Source organism: Porphyrobacter sp. MBR-155, assembly GCF_040547625.1.
In the GTDB taxonomy this organism is placed as follows: Bacteria; Pseudomonadota; Alphaproteobacteria; order Sphingomonadales; family Sphingomonadaceae; genus Erythrobacter.
In genome coordinates this window covers 151,525-167,436 of sequence record NZ_JBEPQB010000005.1, presented here as the reverse complement: position 1 = coordinate 167,436, position 15,912 = coordinate 151,525, and the positions used below count along the sequence as shown (strand labels likewise).

General features: G+C 60.7%; 12 protein-coding genes. 6 read left to right on the top strand and 6 right to left on the bottom strand.

Annotated features, from left to right (window positions below; translation table 11 throughout):
• Positions 1-6: 6 nt before the first annotated feature.
• Positions 7-1,173 (bottom strand): acyl-CoA dehydrogenase family protein, encoded by a 1,167-nt coding sequence (locus ABIE62_RS07190; protein WP_354324776.1) that lies wholly within the window; start codon positions 1,171-1,173, stop codon positions 7-9.
• Positions 1,174-1,546: 373 nt separating this feature from the next.
• Here ABIE62_RS07190 and ABIE62_RS07185 point away from each other — a divergent pair, with 373 nt between their 5' ends.
• The 4 genes from ABIE62_RS07185 (at position 1,547) to ABIE62_RS07170 (ending at position 7,342) form a co-directional block, all read left to right on the top strand.
• Entirely contained in the window at positions 1,547-4,117 is a 2,571-nt protein-coding gene (locus tag ABIE62_RS07185) for a TonB-dependent receptor (protein ID WP_354324774.1), read from the top strand.
• Positions 4,117-4,971, top strand: a complete 855-nt coding sequence (locus tag ABIE62_RS07180) for a hypothetical protein (protein WP_354324773.1) — start codon at positions 4,117-4,119, stop codon at positions 4,969-4,971. The genes ABIE62_RS07185 and ABIE62_RS07180 overlap by 1 nt, the downstream gene beginning before the upstream one ends.
• A gap of 93 nt (positions 4,972-5,064) precedes the next feature.
• Complete coding sequence (locus ABIE62_RS07175) at positions 5,065-6,480, top strand: MmgE/PrpD family protein (RefSeq protein WP_354324771.1); 1,416 nt, start codon at positions 5,065-5,067, stop codon at positions 6,478-6,480.
• Between the two features lie 13 nt (positions 6,481-6,493).
• Complete coding sequence (locus tag ABIE62_RS07170) at positions 6,494-7,342, top strand: NTP transferase domain-containing protein (RefSeq protein WP_354324770.1); 849 nt, start codon at positions 6,494-6,496, stop codon at positions 7,340-7,342.
• Here ABIE62_RS07170 and ABIE62_RS07165 read toward each other — a convergent pair.
• The 3 genes from ABIE62_RS07165 to ABIE62_RS07155 all read right to left on the bottom strand — a co-directional run bounded on the left by ABIE62_RS07165 (position 7,337) and on the right by ABIE62_RS07155 (position 10,593).
• Positions 7,337-8,641 carry a nucleotide sugar dehydrogenase gene (locus tag ABIE62_RS07165; protein ID WP_354324768.1) on the bottom strand — a complete coding sequence of 435 codons (1,305 nt, stop codon included), beginning with the start codon at positions 8,639-8,641 and terminating at the stop codon, positions 7,337-7,339. The genes ABIE62_RS07170 and ABIE62_RS07165 overlap by 6 nt on opposite strands.
• 7 nt (positions 8,642-8,648) lie before the next feature.
• A complete protein-coding gene (locus tag ABIE62_RS07160) occupies positions 8,649-9,407 on the bottom strand; it encodes a glycosyltransferase family 2 protein (protein ID WP_354324767.1) in 759 nt (252 codons plus the stop codon).
• 64 nt (positions 9,408-9,471) lie between these two features.
• Positions 9,472-10,593, bottom strand: a complete 1,122-nt coding sequence (locus ABIE62_RS07155) for a hypothetical protein (RefSeq protein ID WP_354324765.1) — start codon at positions 10,591-10,593, stop codon at positions 9,472-9,474.
• A 189-nt stretch (positions 10,594-10,782) separates the two neighbouring features.
• Here ABIE62_RS07155 and ABIE62_RS07150 point away from each other — a divergent pair, with 189 nt between their 5' ends.
• Positions 10,783-12,216, top strand: coding sequence for an NAD-dependent succinate-semialdehyde dehydrogenase (locus tag ABIE62_RS07150; RefSeq protein WP_354324763.1), 1,434 nt, complete (start codon positions 10,783-10,785; stop codon positions 12,214-12,216).
• 27 nt (positions 12,217-12,243) lie between these two features.
• Here the strand turns inward: ABIE62_RS07150 and ABIE62_RS07145 are convergent, their stop codons facing one another.
• Positions 12,244-13,038: an outer membrane protein assembly factor BamD gene (locus ABIE62_RS07145; RefSeq protein ID WP_354324761.1), complete on the bottom strand. Its 795-nt coding sequence runs from the start codon at positions 13,036-13,038 to the stop codon at positions 12,244-12,246.
• Between the two features lie 107 nt (positions 13,039-13,145).
• Between ABIE62_RS07145 and ABIE62_RS07140 the strand changes: the two genes are divergently transcribed.
• Positions 13,146-13,973, top strand: coding sequence for a hypothetical protein (locus ABIE62_RS07140; RefSeq protein ID WP_354324759.1), 828 nt, complete (start codon positions 13,146-13,148; stop codon positions 13,971-13,973).
• Positions 13,974-14,077: 104 nt separating this feature from the next.
• On the opposite strand, the gene ABIE62_RS07135 is transcribed toward ABIE62_RS07140, so the two are convergent.
• Positions 14,078-15,796 (bottom strand): restriction endonuclease, encoded by a 1,719-nt coding sequence (locus tag ABIE62_RS07135; RefSeq protein ID WP_354324757.1) that lies wholly within the window; start codon positions 15,794-15,796, stop codon positions 14,078-14,080.
• Positions 15,797-15,912 lie beyond the last annotated feature (116 nt).

Below are 15,912 nucleotides of genomic sequence, written 5' to 3'. Positions count from 1 at the left end.
CCCGGATCATTCCCGCGTGCCCAGCAATTGGCGCGCCACCACCCAGTTATGCACCTCGCTTGGCCCGTCATAGATGCGCATGGTGCGCAGTTTGTTGGACATGAGGTAAAGCGGCAATTCGCGGGTCATCCCCATCGCGCCGAACATCTGCATCGCGTGATCGACTATCTCGTAAGCGCTTTCGATACAGAAGCTCTTGATCATCGAGATTTCGCTGCGGGTATCGCGGCCTTCGTCGATTTTCCACGCGCAGTCATAGGTCATCAACCGCATCGCGTGGATTTTGGTCGCGGCGTCGCTGATCCAGTTCTGCACCGTCTGACGCGCCGATAATGGCTTGCCAAAGGTGGTGCGCTGCGGGGCGTAATCCACCATCATGTCGAGCGCGCGGCTGGCCATGCCGATCGCCCATGATGCCATCTCGATCCGCCGCGTGCCCAGCCGCACCTGCATCGGCGCAAACCCCTGCCCGCGCGTGCCGAGCAGTTTCCACCCCGGTACGCGGCAATCCTCCAGCACGATTTCATAGGTCGCGGTGCCATCGATCATCGGGATCTTGCGCAGCACGTTGAAGCCGGGGGTATCACGGTCAACCAGAAAGGCCGACATCGCGTTGCGGCCATTGGGGTTCTTGTCGGTCACGGCCATCAGGATGGTGAAATCCGCCTCTGCCCCGCGGGTGATCCAGATCTTGCGGCCATTGATGATCCAGTCATCGCCGTCCTCAACCGCCAAGGTGGTCATGCCTGCCGGATCGGCCCCCGCGCCGGGTTCGGAAATGCCGATGGCAGAGATGGTCTCGCCGCGCACATAGGGTTCCAGATAGGCGGCGCGCTGGCGTTCATCGGCGGCGACCATCAGCATCCGCAGATTGGGGGAATCGGGCGGCAGGGTATAGGGCACAGCGGTGCGGCCCAATTCCTCGTTCACGCCAACCATCGCCACCATCGGCAGGTTCATGCCTCCGACTTCCTCGGGCGCGTCGAGCCCCCACAGGCCCAATTCGCGCGACACCGCATCAACCGCAGCGGTTTCCTGTGGGGTGAGATAGCTGCCCTGCCCGGCGGATTCGCGCGCCAGCACGCTGGCTTCGAGCGGCATCAACTGGTCGCGCACAAACTTGCCGACCAGATCTTTCAACATGGTGTGTTCGTGGCTGAGATCAAAATTCATCTGCGGTGTGTCCCCGGCTGCGGTTGGATGCCATGCCCCCTGACAACACACAATCCGGCGCGTGTCACCCGCAGGATTGCGCGGTGGAGGTAAAAATTGGGGGGTGCACGGGGTCGCTGTCAATTATTTGTCGTAAATAAAACCTGACAGAAAACTTACAGAATTGTCATTTTTGACTCACGTTGAAACAATAGTTTGCCATTGCTGCGATCAGTCATGAATGATCCGGCATTCAATTTCATAAAACATTCACTGATTTGCCACGCCTGCGCAAAAATAGCCGCATAGGTGCCCCTGCGTATTCGGAATGTCGGTTCAACCGGCAGATAGGGGAAATCAGATGAAGGCCTATTTATTTGCAGGTGTGTGCTCAGTGGCGGCCCTTGCGGCCCAGCCAGTCTATGCGCAAACGACCGATAATGCTGACGATCTTGCAGAAACCGACGAAGGAATCGTCGTCACCGGCTTTCGCCAGAGCGAAGAGCGCGCGATTGAGGCCAAGCGCAAAGTCTTTGTGGTCAGCGATGGGGTTTCGGCTGATGACATCGGCCGCCTGCCCGATCTCAACACGGCGGCAGCGCTGCGGCGCATCCCCGGTGTGGCGGTGCGCAATGACCAGAACGAACCGCGTTTCGCGGTGATACGCGGTCTGGCACCAACCTATAACCGCACCCAGATCAACGGCGCGATCGTCGCCTCGGCCGACCTTGGCGGATCGCGCACGATCCCGCTCGACGTGATCCCCTCATCCATCGCCAGCGAAATGGCGGTGCTCAAGACCCTGACCCCCGATATGGACCCCAACGCGATTGGCGGGATCATCAACATCAAGACCAAAAGCGCGTTCAGCGAAAGCCGCCCGTTCCTGACCGGCACGGCGGCCTATACTCTGTTTGAACAGCAAAATGATGTCGAGCGTGATGCCCTGTCGTGGCGCGCCAACATGACCGGAGGCACCCAGTTGGGTAGCGATGATCAGTTCGGCGTGGTGCTCGCGCTCGATTATTCGCGCCGCAATTATGACATCACCCAGTTCGAAACCGCCAACCCCAGCTTCAATGAATTCACCGCCGCCGGCACGCCGACCACACTCGGCAGCCCGACCGGCAATGGCATAGCGGTTCCGCTGGAACGCCGCCTGTTCCTGTATAACAACGTGCGCGAGAGGTTCGGTTCGGCCTTGTCGCTGGAATGGCAGGCCAACCCCGATCTCTACATGCGGCTGTTCGGCACCTTCAACCGGTTTGACGATGATGAAACCCGCCACGAAAACCGGTTCCAGCAGCGCGGCAATATCACCAATCAGACCCCGACCAGCGGCACCTTTGAACGCGCCCGCAACCAGATAGGGCTGAACACGCCGCAGCAACGCCAGGAAATCTGGAACGCGCAGTATAATCTGGCCTGGGGCGGCGAAGGCCCGTTGCGGGTGGATGTGGACGCCATCTATTCGGGCGCGCATGGCCGCCAGCGCAATGCGTCCGAAGCCTTCCGCACGCCAACCGGCACCGATTTCGGGTTCAATTTCGACAGCAGCGATTTCTTCTTCAACTTCTTCCCGATCAACCCGAGCGCGATTGCCGATCCGGCCCGCCACATCCATGTCAGCCGCAATGAGACGCTCGCGACCGTCGATCAGGATGTGTATGAATTGCGCGGCGCGTTGACCTATGCACAGGAAAGCGGCAGCTTTGATTACGAAGTGAAGGCTGGCGGCCTCTATCGCCGCACCGATCACGTCAGCGATCAGGATCAGACCACCTTTACCGTCGATCCGGCCTCGGGCCTGGTTTACACGCTCGACGGAGCATTCACCCGCAATCCGATGGAGGTAATCGGCGGACAGCGGTTTGATCTGGTGGTTGACCGCACTTTCACCACTGCGTTCTTCAACGCCAACCGGTCTTCGTTCCGCGCGGTTGAAAACAATATCGTGTCCGACTTTACCGTGGACGAGGATATTTACGCCGGTTTCCTTCAGGGCCGCGTGACCACCGGCCCGGTAACGCTGCTGGGCGGATTGCGTTATGAACGCACCGAAACGTCGAGCGCCGCATCACGCGTGGTCAACGGGGTGATCGAACCGGCCAATGCCGATGGCTCCACCAATGATTGGCTGCCCAGCGTCCATCTGCGCTGGGATGTCACCGACGATTTCGTCATCCGCGCGGCCTATACCACCACCATCAGCCGTGCCGATTTTGGCAGCGTGACCGCCGCAGAAACCGTCAGCTTTGCCACCGGGACGAGGCCCACGGTCAGCCGCGGCAATCCCGGCCTCAGCCCGCGCAAGAGCGACGGGCTTGACGCGTCGCTCGAATATTTCACCGGCAATGGCGGGCTGGTATCGCTCGGCGTGTTCTACAAGGATATTTCGAACGAGATTTTCACCCTCACCGTGGTGGAAACGCTCGATGTCGGGCGTGGGCCGGAAGAGGTTGAAATCTCGCAGCCGTTCAATGCCCAAAGCGCCGAATTGCTGGGGGTTGAAGCCGCTATCCAGCAGCCGTTGACCTTCCTGCCCGCGCCGTTTGACGGGCTCGGCGTCAACCTCAACGCCACCTATGTCGATAGTGATCTGACCGTGCTGACCGCCGCCGGGCCACGGAACCGCGGGTTTTTCTTCCAACCCAAATGGACGACCAACGCTGCGATCTATTTTGACAAGGGGCCGATCCAGGCGCGCGTCGCCTATAATTACACTGGCGGCTATCTGGAAACGATCAATTCCACCATCCCCGATGCCGACCAGTTCTGGAAATCACGCACCACGGTGGATGCGCAATTGCGCTATCGCCTGACCGATAATGTCGAAATCTTTGTCGAAGGCGAAAACCTGACCGATAGCGGGCGAATCGAACTCACCGGGCCGAACCGTGATCTGTTGCAGGAAGCGGCGGAATTTGGCCGGGCGTTCTCTATCGGCGTATCGGCGAAGCTGTGATGCGGGGGTTGATTGTACTGGGCGCGCTGACCGCCCTCACCGCCCCGGCCCACGCGCAGGACAGCGATGCTGAGCAGGTGCGCCCGCCGGTATCCGCGCCTGCCACCGTGTTGCACAGCTGGCAGGCACCCGAGGCGCGGCAGGGCGCGGCGGTGGATGATGCGCATTTCTATGCCATCACCAACGCGCGGATCGGCAAATATCGCCGTTCTGACGGGGCGAAAGTCGCCGAATGGGTGGGTGATGCGGATGCCGCACGCGGCGGGCGGCGCATCGTGCACATCAATAGCTGCGCGGTGATCGCGGCTGAGCTGGTATGCGCCCATTCCAACTTCCCGCATCTGCCGATGGCGAGTTCGGTTGAGGTGTTCGACACTGCCACCTTGCGCCATATCCGCTCGATCCCGCTGGGCCTGCGCGCGGGATCATTGACCTGGCTGGTTCGGCACGAAGGCCATTGGTGGGCGGGCTTTGCCAATTATGGCCAGCGCGGCGGTGAGCCGGGGCGCGATCACCGTTTCACCCGGATCGCGCAGTTGGACGACAATTGGCAGGAAATTGCCAGCTATGCCCTGCCCGCCGATGTTCTGGCGGCGCTCGCCCCGATGAGCGCATCGGGCGGCGCATTCGGGCCCGATGGCTTGCTGTATCTGACCGGGCATGATGAACCTGAAATCTATCAGCTGCGCTTGCCGCAACAGGGCGCCGTGCTCGAATGGGTCGGCACAATCCCCGCGCCGCTCGCCGGGCAGGCGTGGGCGTGGGATCCCACATCGTTGGAGGGGCGCTGGCGGATTTTCGGGATCAGGCGCGCGACATCCGAAGTGATCGAATTCCAGCTTCCGGACAGGTGACGTTACCGGCGCAATGCTTGTGCAATGAGCGCGGCATAGCTATCGGCCCTGCGACTGTGCACAAACGGGCGCAACCGGGCCGAGGCGAACAACGTGAACACCAATCCGCTTGATATCTATGGCGCATGGATTGCTGACGTGCCGGATCGCTGGCCTGACGATGCGCGCGACTGGGCGCACCGCGAATTTGTCGATACGCTGGCGGTGATGGTGCCCGGCGCGGCAGAACCGGTGGCGCACAAACTGTTCGCCACCCTCGCCCCGTGGGGCAGCGGGCCTTGCACCGTGATCGGTCAGCCGCAGATGCTGGCTGCACCGTGGGCCGCGATGGTCAATGGCACGATCGCCCACGTGCTCGATTTCGATGACAATTTCGATCCGCCAAAGGCCCACCCCACCACCGTGCTGCTGCCCGCGATCATGGCGATTGCCGAGCAGGAACGGCTTTCGGGCGCGGCCTGCATTGATGCCTATATTGTCGGGCTGCAAATCCTTGGGCGGATCGGACAGGGGCTGAACCCCGCGCACCGCAACCGCGGCTGGCACGCCACCGCCACCGTCGGGGTGATGGGGGCCACGGCGGCGGTAGCGCGGCTGATGAAGCTTGACGCCGCCGCCTGCGCGCGCGCGCTGTCGATTGCCACCAGCATGTCGGCCGGGTTCATGAGCCAGTTCGGCACCGAGATGAAGCCAGTTCACGCCGGGCTGGCGGCCAAGGGCGGGATCATGGCGGCCAGCATGGCGCGCGCCGGGATCACCGCCGGGCGCGATACGCTGGACGGGCCCACCGGGATGAACCGGCTGATGGTGGGGCCGGATTACGAAGAATTGCGCGATACCATCACCCATATCGAACATGGTCAGAACCTGCGGTTTGAACTCGACAATGTGGGCGATCCGCTGCTGATCACCGCGCACAAGTTCCGGGTGAAGCGGTTTCCCACCTGCGGCGCGATCCACCGCGCGATGGACGGGGTGCAGCACCTGATGCAGACCCACGGGTTTGGCGCTGATGCCGTCGCCAGCGTGGATCTGCATATGCCGCGCGTGCATTTCAACAATGTCTTCTACACCGATCCGCAAACCCCGCTGGAAGCGAAGTTTTCCGCCGAATATGCGGTCGGCTGCATCCTTGCGCGCGGCGATTGCACGCTGGCGGATTTCACGCCTGAACGGGTGATGGGCGCCGATGTGCGCGGCCTGTTCCCGATCATCCACCGCCACCCGGTGGACAGGCTGGAGGGCGAATTTCCAACCGAGGTTCACATTACCCTCAAGGATGGGCGGCGCTTCACCTCGGTCAATGAATGGCCGCTGGGCAGCAAGGCCGCGCCGTTTACCTGGGCGCAATATTGGGGCAAGTTTGACGCCTGCAGCGCCGGGGTCATCACCGCGCAGGCCCGCGATCATCTGCGCGCCGCTCTCGAACAATTCCCCGCCCTTGCCGACGCGGGCGACGTGATGCGCCGCGCCGGGCAGGCCTTCGCCCCGCCCGCTGCCAACGGATAAGACAGGACAGATCATGCCAAGCCAGACAGTTACGCATCCCCAAACGGCCGGGCAAAAGCCAGCCGTGCTGGTGATGGCCGCCAGCCGCCGGGGGGTGGATGATCCGGTCGCAAAATTGCAGGGCAAGGCGCACAAATGCCTCGTCGAGATCGACGGGCAGGTGATGCTCGAACGGGTGCTGGAAGCGCTGATCGACAGCGATTGTTTTGATCGCATCCACGTCTCGCTCGACACGCCCGATGTGCTGGAGGCGACCCCGCGGATGCAGGCATGGGCGGCGGCCGGCACCACGGTTTTCGTCGCCGCGCGCGGTAATCTGGCGGACAGCGTGATCGCGGCGGTTGAAGAAATCGACAACCCGCTGCCGCTCGTCATCACCACCGGCGACAATGCGCTGCACACGCCCGAACTGGTACGCGATTTCGTGAACGGGTTTCTGGAATGCAGCGAAGACGTGGCGCTCGGCCTGTCGAGCGAGGAAGTGGTGCTGCGCGAATTCGCCAATTCAGGTCTGGCGTTTCACCAGCTCAAGGATGGGGGATCATCATCGTGCAACCTCTATGGCCTGCGCAATGCCCGCGCGCTGAGCGCGGTGAAGGTGTTTGAAGGCGGCGGCCAGTTCGGCAAGCGGCATATGCGCATCCTGAAGGCATTCGGGGTGTGGCCGTTTGTGCTCTACAAGCTGAAACTGACCACGATGCGCGGGCTGATTACCGCCATCGGTCGGCGGTTGGGGGTGACAATGGCCCCGGTGATGCTCGATTACCCGTTCGGCCCGATCGATGTCGACCACAAGCATTCGTTCGAGATTACCGAGGCCGCGCTGATCCGCCGCCGCATCGCCGCTGAAAAGGCTCTATAAGCGCTGATCAGCAGCGCCCTTCGGCAGCGCGGCTTTGACATCATACAGTGCCGCCCCCGGCTTACCCAGCGCGCGAATGGCCTCTGCCCCCATCGCGACAATATCGCCGTGCGCCACTGCAAGGATGATCCCGTCATATTTGCCGGGTCCCAGCGTGGTCAGCGGGCGGATGCCATATTCACGCTCGCATTCATCGCCATCGACCCAGGTGTCATAGACATCGGCGGCAATGTCGAATTCACGAAGGTGCTCCACAATGCTCGCCACTTTGGTGTTGCGGTGATCGGGGCAATCTTCCTTGAAGGCAAAGCCCAGCACCAACACCCGCAGATTATCGCGCAATAACCCCTTGCGCCCCATCAGGCGGACGAACTGGTTGACCACATATTTGCCCACGCGGTCATTGATCCGGCGCCCGGCCAGGATCACTTCGGGGTGGTGGCCGATTTCTTCGGCCTTGTGGGTCAGGTAATAGGGATCAACCCCGATGCAGTGCCCGCCGACCAGTCCGGGGCGCACCGCCATGAAGTTCCACTTGGTGCCCGCCGCCTCCAGCACTTCGGTGGTGTCGATGTCGAGCAGGTTGCAGATCATCGCCAATTCGTTGGCGAGCGCGATGTTGAGATCGCGCTGGGTGTTTTCCATCACCTTGGCCGCTTCGGCCACGCGGATCGAGCTGGCCCGGTGGGTGCCTGCCGTCACCACGCTGCGATACAGCGCATCGACGAAATCGGCCGCAGCCGGGGTCGATCCGCTGGTGATCTTGAGGATATCGGGCAGCTTGCGCAGTTTATCGCCGGGGTTGATCCGTTCGGGGCTGTAACCGCAGAAAAAGTCGCGATTATAGGTCAGGCCTGACAGTTCTTCCAGAATCGGCACGCAAAATTCATCGGTGCAGCCGGGATAGACCGTGCTTTCATAAATCACCACATCGCCGCGTTTCAGCACCATACCGATCGCGCGGGTGGCGCTTTCCAGCGGGAACAGATCGGGATGGTTGTGATCATTCAGCGGGGTCGGAACGGTGACGATGAACACGTTGCACGCCGCCATGCTGGCCCAGTCGAGCGTGAAATCAAGCTGGGTCGCGGCGGCCAGTTCTTCAGGCGAGGCTTCGCGGGTTTCATCATGCCCGGCGCGCAGGTTTTCAATCCGTCCGGCGCGAATATCGATCCCGACTGTCGGGTATTTCTGTCCGAAGGCGACCGCCACCGGCAGGCCGACATAGCCCAGCCCGACGACCCCGATCCGCGCTGCATCCAGCGTCAGCGGAAACCCTTGCGATTCGTGCTGGCTCATCGGCGTGTCAGCGTTCGGTGGTTTGCAGCGGCCAATAGCCGGACAGGATGCGTTCACCACCCTCCCCGCGCTCAACCTCGGCGATCACACGCTTGCCAATGCCTGACAGATTGCCTTCGTGCATCCGGTAGGAAAACAGCGCTTCGGGGATATGCAGCCCCTTCCAGCCATTGGCGATGATGCGTTTCCACTTGTGGTGTTTCGTCCCCTTGCGGATGGTTTCATCATAGGGGGCGGTTTCCATCACCGGCGCAGCCAGACACATCGCCGGTTCGGGAATGAAGGAATAGCGTTCAATCAGCGCCGGATCGAACGCGGTCGAGCGGCCCCGGTCAAGCACTTCGCCGGTCTGCGAAATCAGCGTGCAATCGGAATAGACGATGGCAATGGCAGGGTCTTCAGCCCGCGCAGCTTCGAGTTCAGCTATCGTCCGTTCTGCATAGCCGGGGCTGAGCAGATCGTCGGAATCATGGATCACGAAATAATGCCCGCGCGCATGGGGCATCCCGCGATTGAGCGCGCCCAGTTTGCCGACATTTTCGGGCAGTGCGATCAGCTGGGTCGAAAACAGCCGGTCGGCTGCCGCATCAAGCGCGGCGCGGATGACCTCCACCGAATTATCGGTGCTGGCATCATCCACCACGATCAGTTCGATCGGGGCATAGGTCTGATCGGCAATGCTGGCGATGGATTCGCTGACAAAGCGGGCGTAATTGTAGTTCGGGATGACGACGCTCAGCAGGCCGTCGGGGAGAGTTTCGGTCAATGGGTGTTCCACTTGTCAATGGGGCCGCGTGGCGCGATGGCGCGCTTTAGCCCGATTACGGCGATTATGCCAAGGCCTGCGCGCGCGGAAAGAGATTTGCGGGCGATGAATCGAGCTGCGCCAGCGCATCGCCGCAGATTTCCGCCACGCGCCGCCGGTCTGCTTCGGAAATGGACGCACGCTTTTGCGCGCTGTCCGATGTGAACTGCTGCTGGTTGTTATCGTCTTTGGAATGGAAGTTGAACTGTTCGAGCATCAGCGCAAGCTGGTCTGCATCGGGCCTGAAATTCAACCCGCGCGCCAGAATATCAGCGAATTTTTCGGGCTTGATGTCGGTGTAATTCACCAGCGCCGCCCGCCCTTCCATCTGCGCGGCAAACCGCAAATATCGGGCAAAGCAATGCGCCAGATATTCGATTTTATCCATCGCTGCGGTGCTGCGCCAATCCTGCCCGGACAGGAATCCGGCCTGCCGACGCCCCTTGGCCCACACCACGGCAGAGGTTTCACGCAGCACCGAGGCGATGACTTCCACCGGATCGCGATAGAGAAACAGCGCCGGAACCTGCGGAAACGCTGCCAGCGCAAAATCCATATACAGCGTGTTCCACGAAATGAACTTGATGAACGCGCGTTCTTCCTGCGCAAACCGGCGGCGGGTCATCGCTAGCACCAGATTGCGAAACGCATGCAGATTTTCCGCGCTTGGGACGGCATCTTCGGCCCAGTCGCGCGTGATCGTGGCCCAGAACCCGCGCTGCAACGGCGCGCCCTGATTGATCACCAGATGGCGCGGGCTGCGGGCCAGCGCCTTGCCGGTCAGGGTCGAACCGCAGCGCGAAATGTGGAACATGAAACCGCTCGGATCGATCGGATCGGCAAGGATGCGGTCGTCCTGCAAAATTGCAAAATCGGTGACGAAAGACGCACGCAAAACGCCCTGCTCGGCCAGCGTGCTGATGGTGAAAATATGCTGCCATTCGCGATAGGGATAATCGCCAATGTCAGCCCAGAACACCTTGCCACTGCCGCCGCTGTCAACCTCGGGATCAATCGCAACCGGGATCATTCCCGGCGCAGCGTGGATCGCCGCAATGGCATCCTCTGCGCCGAGGGTGCGGCTGGCGATCCCCGGAATCAGGCCGGAGACCACTTCGTGATCGGGCAAGGCGTAAAGAGCGGTCAAAGAAAATCCGTCGGCTGGGTTGCATCATCCGCAGCTTCGCGGACACGCGGCCCTAAGGTTCGCGCCGCCGCGCTGTCAACCGCTGGCGCAATAATCGCGCTCGGCCCTTTTCAAGTCCGGGCAAAATCGGCACAGCACCACGCGAACAGCACAGCGGGCTTTTCACGCTGGCGCAGCAGGCAAGGCGACATGACGAAACTCTTTTCGATGCTCAACCCCGATGCGATTGACGATGCAGGCGGCCTGGCGGTGATGAACCCGGCCACGGGCGCGCTGCTGGCCAAGGTGCGCACCTACTCCGCGCAGGAAATTGACGGCATCATCCACGCCGCTGAAGCCGCCCGGCGCGATTGGGCAGGCGAAACCGCACGCGTGCGCGCCGCCCGGCTGCGCGACTGGTTCAACCTCATCGTGGCCCAGCGCGAACAGCTCGCGGAAATCTGCACGCTCGAATGCGGCAAACCGCTGGCCGAAGCGCGGGCCGAGGTCGATTATGCCGCCAGCTTCGTCGAATGGTTCGCCGAAGAGGCCCGCCGCGCTTACGGCGAAACCATCCCCAGCTTTGCTCCCGGCAAGGAGATTCTGGTGCGCAAGGAGCCGGTCGGCACCTGCGCCGCGATTACCCCGTGGAACTTTCCGCTGGCGATGATCACCCGAAAATCCGCCCCGGCGTTGGCAGCGGGTTGCGCGATGGTGATCAAACCGTCCGAACTCACCCCGCTCTCCGCGCTCGCGCTGGAAGCGCTGGCGCATCAGGCCGGCATTCCCGCCGCAATCCTGCGGATCGTGCCGAGCAATCAGCCCGCCGAAGTCGGCCAGCTGTTCTGTTCGCACCCGGTGATCCGCAAGATCAGCTTCACCGGATCAACCGCGGTGGGCAAATTGCTGCTCGAACAGGCGGGGAGCACGGTCAAGAAAGCCTGCATGGAACTGGGCGGCAATGCACCGTTTATCGTGTTCGACGATGCCGATCTGGATGCGGCGGTGGACGGTGCGATGATCGCCAAGTTCCGCAACGCCGGGCAGGCCTGCATCGGCGCCAACCGCCTGCTGGTGCAGCGCGGGGTGCATGATCGCTTTGCCGCCGCGCTGGCTGAGCGCGCAGGCGCACTGAAGGTCGGCAACGGGATGGATCCTGAAAGCCAGATCGGCCCGCTGATCAACACCCGCGCGCTGGAAAAGGTCGAACGGCTGACCGATGCCGCGATGGCGAGCGGGGCCAGCCGGCTGTGCGGCGGCGGCAGGCACAATGCCGGGGCGCAGTTCTATACCCCCACCGTGCTGACCGGGGTAACGCAAGCCATGGACATCGCGCAGCAGGAGGTGTTCGGCCCGGTCGCCTCGATCATCCCCTTTGCCGACGAAGCAGAGGCGATCCGCATCGCCAATGACACCCGCTCCGGCCTCGCCAGCTATTGCTACACCAGCGACCATGCGCGCGCGTGGCGGGTGATGGGGGCGCTGGAATACGGGATGGTCGCAATCAACGAAGGGTTGCTCGGCACCGAAGTCGCGCCGTTCGGCGGGATCAAGGAATCCGGTTTGGGCCGCGAAGGATCACGCCACGGCATGGACGAATATCTCGAACTGAAATATGCCCTGATGGGCGGCTTGCGGGGCTGAACTCGCTGCGAAGGCTCGGCTGATGGCCTAGGAGGCGGTCACGTCCTGCGCGTGCTTGTCGATCAGCTTGAACGCGCGTTCGTACCAAACGCTGCCGGGATAATTCGTCCCCAGCACCGCCGCATATTTGACCGCTTCGTTAGGCAGGCCAAGCGCGAGGCTGCTTTCGGTCAGGCGAAACAGTGCCTCTGGCGTGTGGCTGGTGGTATCGAATTTTTCGACCACATTGCGGAACCGCATATCGGCGGCCAGCCACAGGCCCGAACGCTGGTAATGCCGGCCGATCTCCATTTCCTTGCCCGCAAGGTGATCGGCCACCAGATCCAGCTTCAACCGCGCATCGGCGGCATATTCGGTCTGGGGAAAGCGGCGGTTGACTTCGCGCAGCGCGGTCTGCGCCTGCTCGGTGATTTTCTGATCGCGGTTCACATCGCTGATCTGTTCGTAATAACTCAGCGCGATCAGGTAATGCGCATAGGGCGCATCCTTGTTGCCGGGGTGGATCGACAGGAACCGCTGCGAATTCTGGATCGCCTTGTTGTAATCGCGCGCGATGTAATAGCTGAACGCACTCATCAACTGCGCCCGGCGGGCCCAGGGGGAATAGGGGTGCTGACGCTCCACCTCATCAAACAGCGCCGCCGCCTGCAAGGTGTTGCCCCGGTCAAGCCGCCGCTGTGCCTCGGCATAAAGCGTTTCGACATCGCGCGCGACGTAGGCGACGTCCTTGCCCTCGGTGCTGCCAGCGCAGGCCGACAGGGTGGCAAAGGTCGCCGCAATCAAGGCTGCGCGCGCGATACGGGAGGGGAGTGTGGTTGTCATGCGAAGCCCTATAACCAGCCCCGCGCTGAACGCCAAGTGAAGCTGCACACCATGTGCGCAGCCGCCCACATTTTCCTACCTTGAGGTTTTGTGCTGCACCTTACCCCATGACCAGACGATCAGACCCCCGCACCGCCCGCCTCCCCGTTCCAGTGGGAGAGCTGCCCGCCTTCAACCCCGTCCCGCGCCAATGCGAACGCCACGACGGCTGGACACCGCAGCGCCAGATCGCCTTCATCGAGGCGCTGGCCGATACCGGATCGGTCGCGGCGGCGTGCAAGGCGGTCGATATGAGCCAGCCCGGTGCCTACTACCTGCGCCGCCAGCCGGGGGCGGAGGAATTCCGCGCCGCGTGGAACAAGGCGCTCGACCTCGGCGTGCAGCGGATCGAGGATGTGGCGATGGACCGCGCGCTGAACGGCGTGGAGGAACCGGTCTATTCCTATGGCGCACTGATCGGCACCCGCACCCGTTACAACGACCGGCTGCTGATGTTCATGCTGAGAAACCGCGCCCCGCACCGCTTTGCCGATGGCGGCAGCAAGGCAATGAACGCGGTCGACGCGATGCAGGTCGAACGGCTGAAAAAGCAATGGCGCAAGGAATGGGAGAGCGAAAGCGGCAACCTCTCACCCGAAGAAGCGCGCGCCAGCATCGACCGCAAAATCAACGCAATCCGCTGCCGGGTGGAGGCCAAGCAGGCCGCCGCATGGGCCAAGCTGTCAGACGAAACGCGCGCCGCATGGGCGCGGTTTGCGGAACTGCGCAACCGCGACCTCGAAGCCGCCGCCGCCAGCGAAGCCGAACGCGCGCTGGTCAACGTCACTCCGACGCACGACTGGCCCAACATGGAACCGCCGGGGCCGAGAAAGCCGCCGGAGCCGAGACCGCCGAAGACGGTTTGGACGTTGACGGATGATGGGTTTGGGCCGTGATGCGCGGTAATCCTCCCCCATTGGGGGAGGGGCGGATGCGGGTGTTCTCGACGGTAGCAAGGCCAAGCTGCAAGCCGGTGCGCACCATCCCCAACAGTGGCAAATTATCCTTTATTGTTCGCGAGTTCGCGCGCCTCCCGCAAATCAATTTTTGCTTTTTGGCCATGACGTTCCATCATGTGCAGCAGATTGGCCCCGTTCATCAATGTTATGGGCTTGCCGTTAGCAAAGCTATAGGCGTCAGGCCCATAGTCGGCAGTTGTCACCAATATGCCTCGTGACGCGCCTTCGTTCATTACTGTCCCGTAAAGGTCACGAACGGCCGAAACACCAACCGTTCGAGTATATCGTTTCGCCTGAATGACGATCTTGCCACCCGTAATCGGATCGGGATCAAATGCGACAGCATCGACCCCGCCGTCACTGCTTGATTGAGTCACTTTGACCTCGCCTCCACGGGACTCGAATTCGCGCTCAAAGAGTTCGCGCACCAAATGTTCAAAGTCCTCCCAGGAGATAGAGGCAAGGTTCGTTTCAGAGTTTATCGTCGATCCGACCTCACGAGCTTCAATAAACCGGCGATCCTCTGTATCCATCTCCATCACTGGCGGAATAGCAACCAAGGTTGAGAGTGATGCTGCCGAAACCCCCTTAAGCGATTTGAAGCATACCTTCGGCTCGACACGAGCGAGGTCGATTGCGGAAAAAATTTGCTTTCCAACCAATACAGAAAGAATGCAAACTCGTTGCTCAACCCCTTTTGCGGGATCAACGAAATTTACAAAACCATTGAACAGAATTTTTTCAATATTGTTGAATTCATCCGCTTCGAATATTTCGTGTAAGGTTCTTAAGCAAATCTGATAACATACTTTTTCGAAATTATTCTTCTTGTCCCTTTCTGAAATATGGCTTTCTCGCAATTCACCCGTCACCTTTACGAACTTGACTTGTCGCACACTCGGGAGTGCATCCGGTGCGGGCAGATCGTAAGCCAACTTGATGAGCTTTTGCTCACTATTATATTGAATTAAATATGATTTTTCAAATAAGCCCCTGTAGTCTGACGCCTCAAGCACCAAAGACGCATGCTCGATGACGGCATCCTCGTTACCTTGGGCGACTTCGGTTTTTAGGCGATCAACTTCCGCATGTGATGCAGCCTGCTCAACCTCAAATTGCTCCCTTTTTGCCGAGTGGTCAGCCCAAAAGGTAGCCCTGCTTGCCTCCCATGCGACGATTGCATTTGCGTGATTGGAGGCACGCTGCTTTTCACGCACCTCCCAATCGGAAATTGTCGCTTGGTGGCTCTGTTCAGCGGCCGCAAGGAGACTTGATTTCCGCCCAAAGACGACATCAAAAAAGCCTATCTTCGGCTCGCTATAGACAGGTTTAACCTCAGGCCGAGAGGTGGGTTTTGAATCTGGAAATGACTTAGGATAATTATATTGACTCTTATCCTTTAATTCTTCCCAATTAATACGATCATCAACATTGAGTGTATATTGAAGAATTGTATCGAGGCCATCTAACTTATGAATTGCGTCTGCCGTCATTTCTTCAGCAGCAGCGTGCCCAGCAACAATGTTATTTTTCTTGGTCAGATGCTCGAATTTATCATCCCATGACGCCATAAGCGCGTCCATTTTGCTTTGCAGGATGAAAATTTCGGGTGCGCTCACTTCCTTGTGAACGTTGAGATGCTTGTGACGAACGTCAATATAGTAACGAAGAATGCGGTCACCACGCGCACTCCACTTCACATTCAACTCACCTACGACGAGGTTTTCCAGGTTTGTGGAATGAATGGTGATGCCCGCCATATTCGCCCCGCTTCAATATGTTAATGGTTATACGGAAGCTTAGAGCAGACTGTGCTGGCCCTCAAGTGCGCTTGTGCGCACGTCGCCCTCCGGCTCGCAGAAGGGGGAAGTGCGAC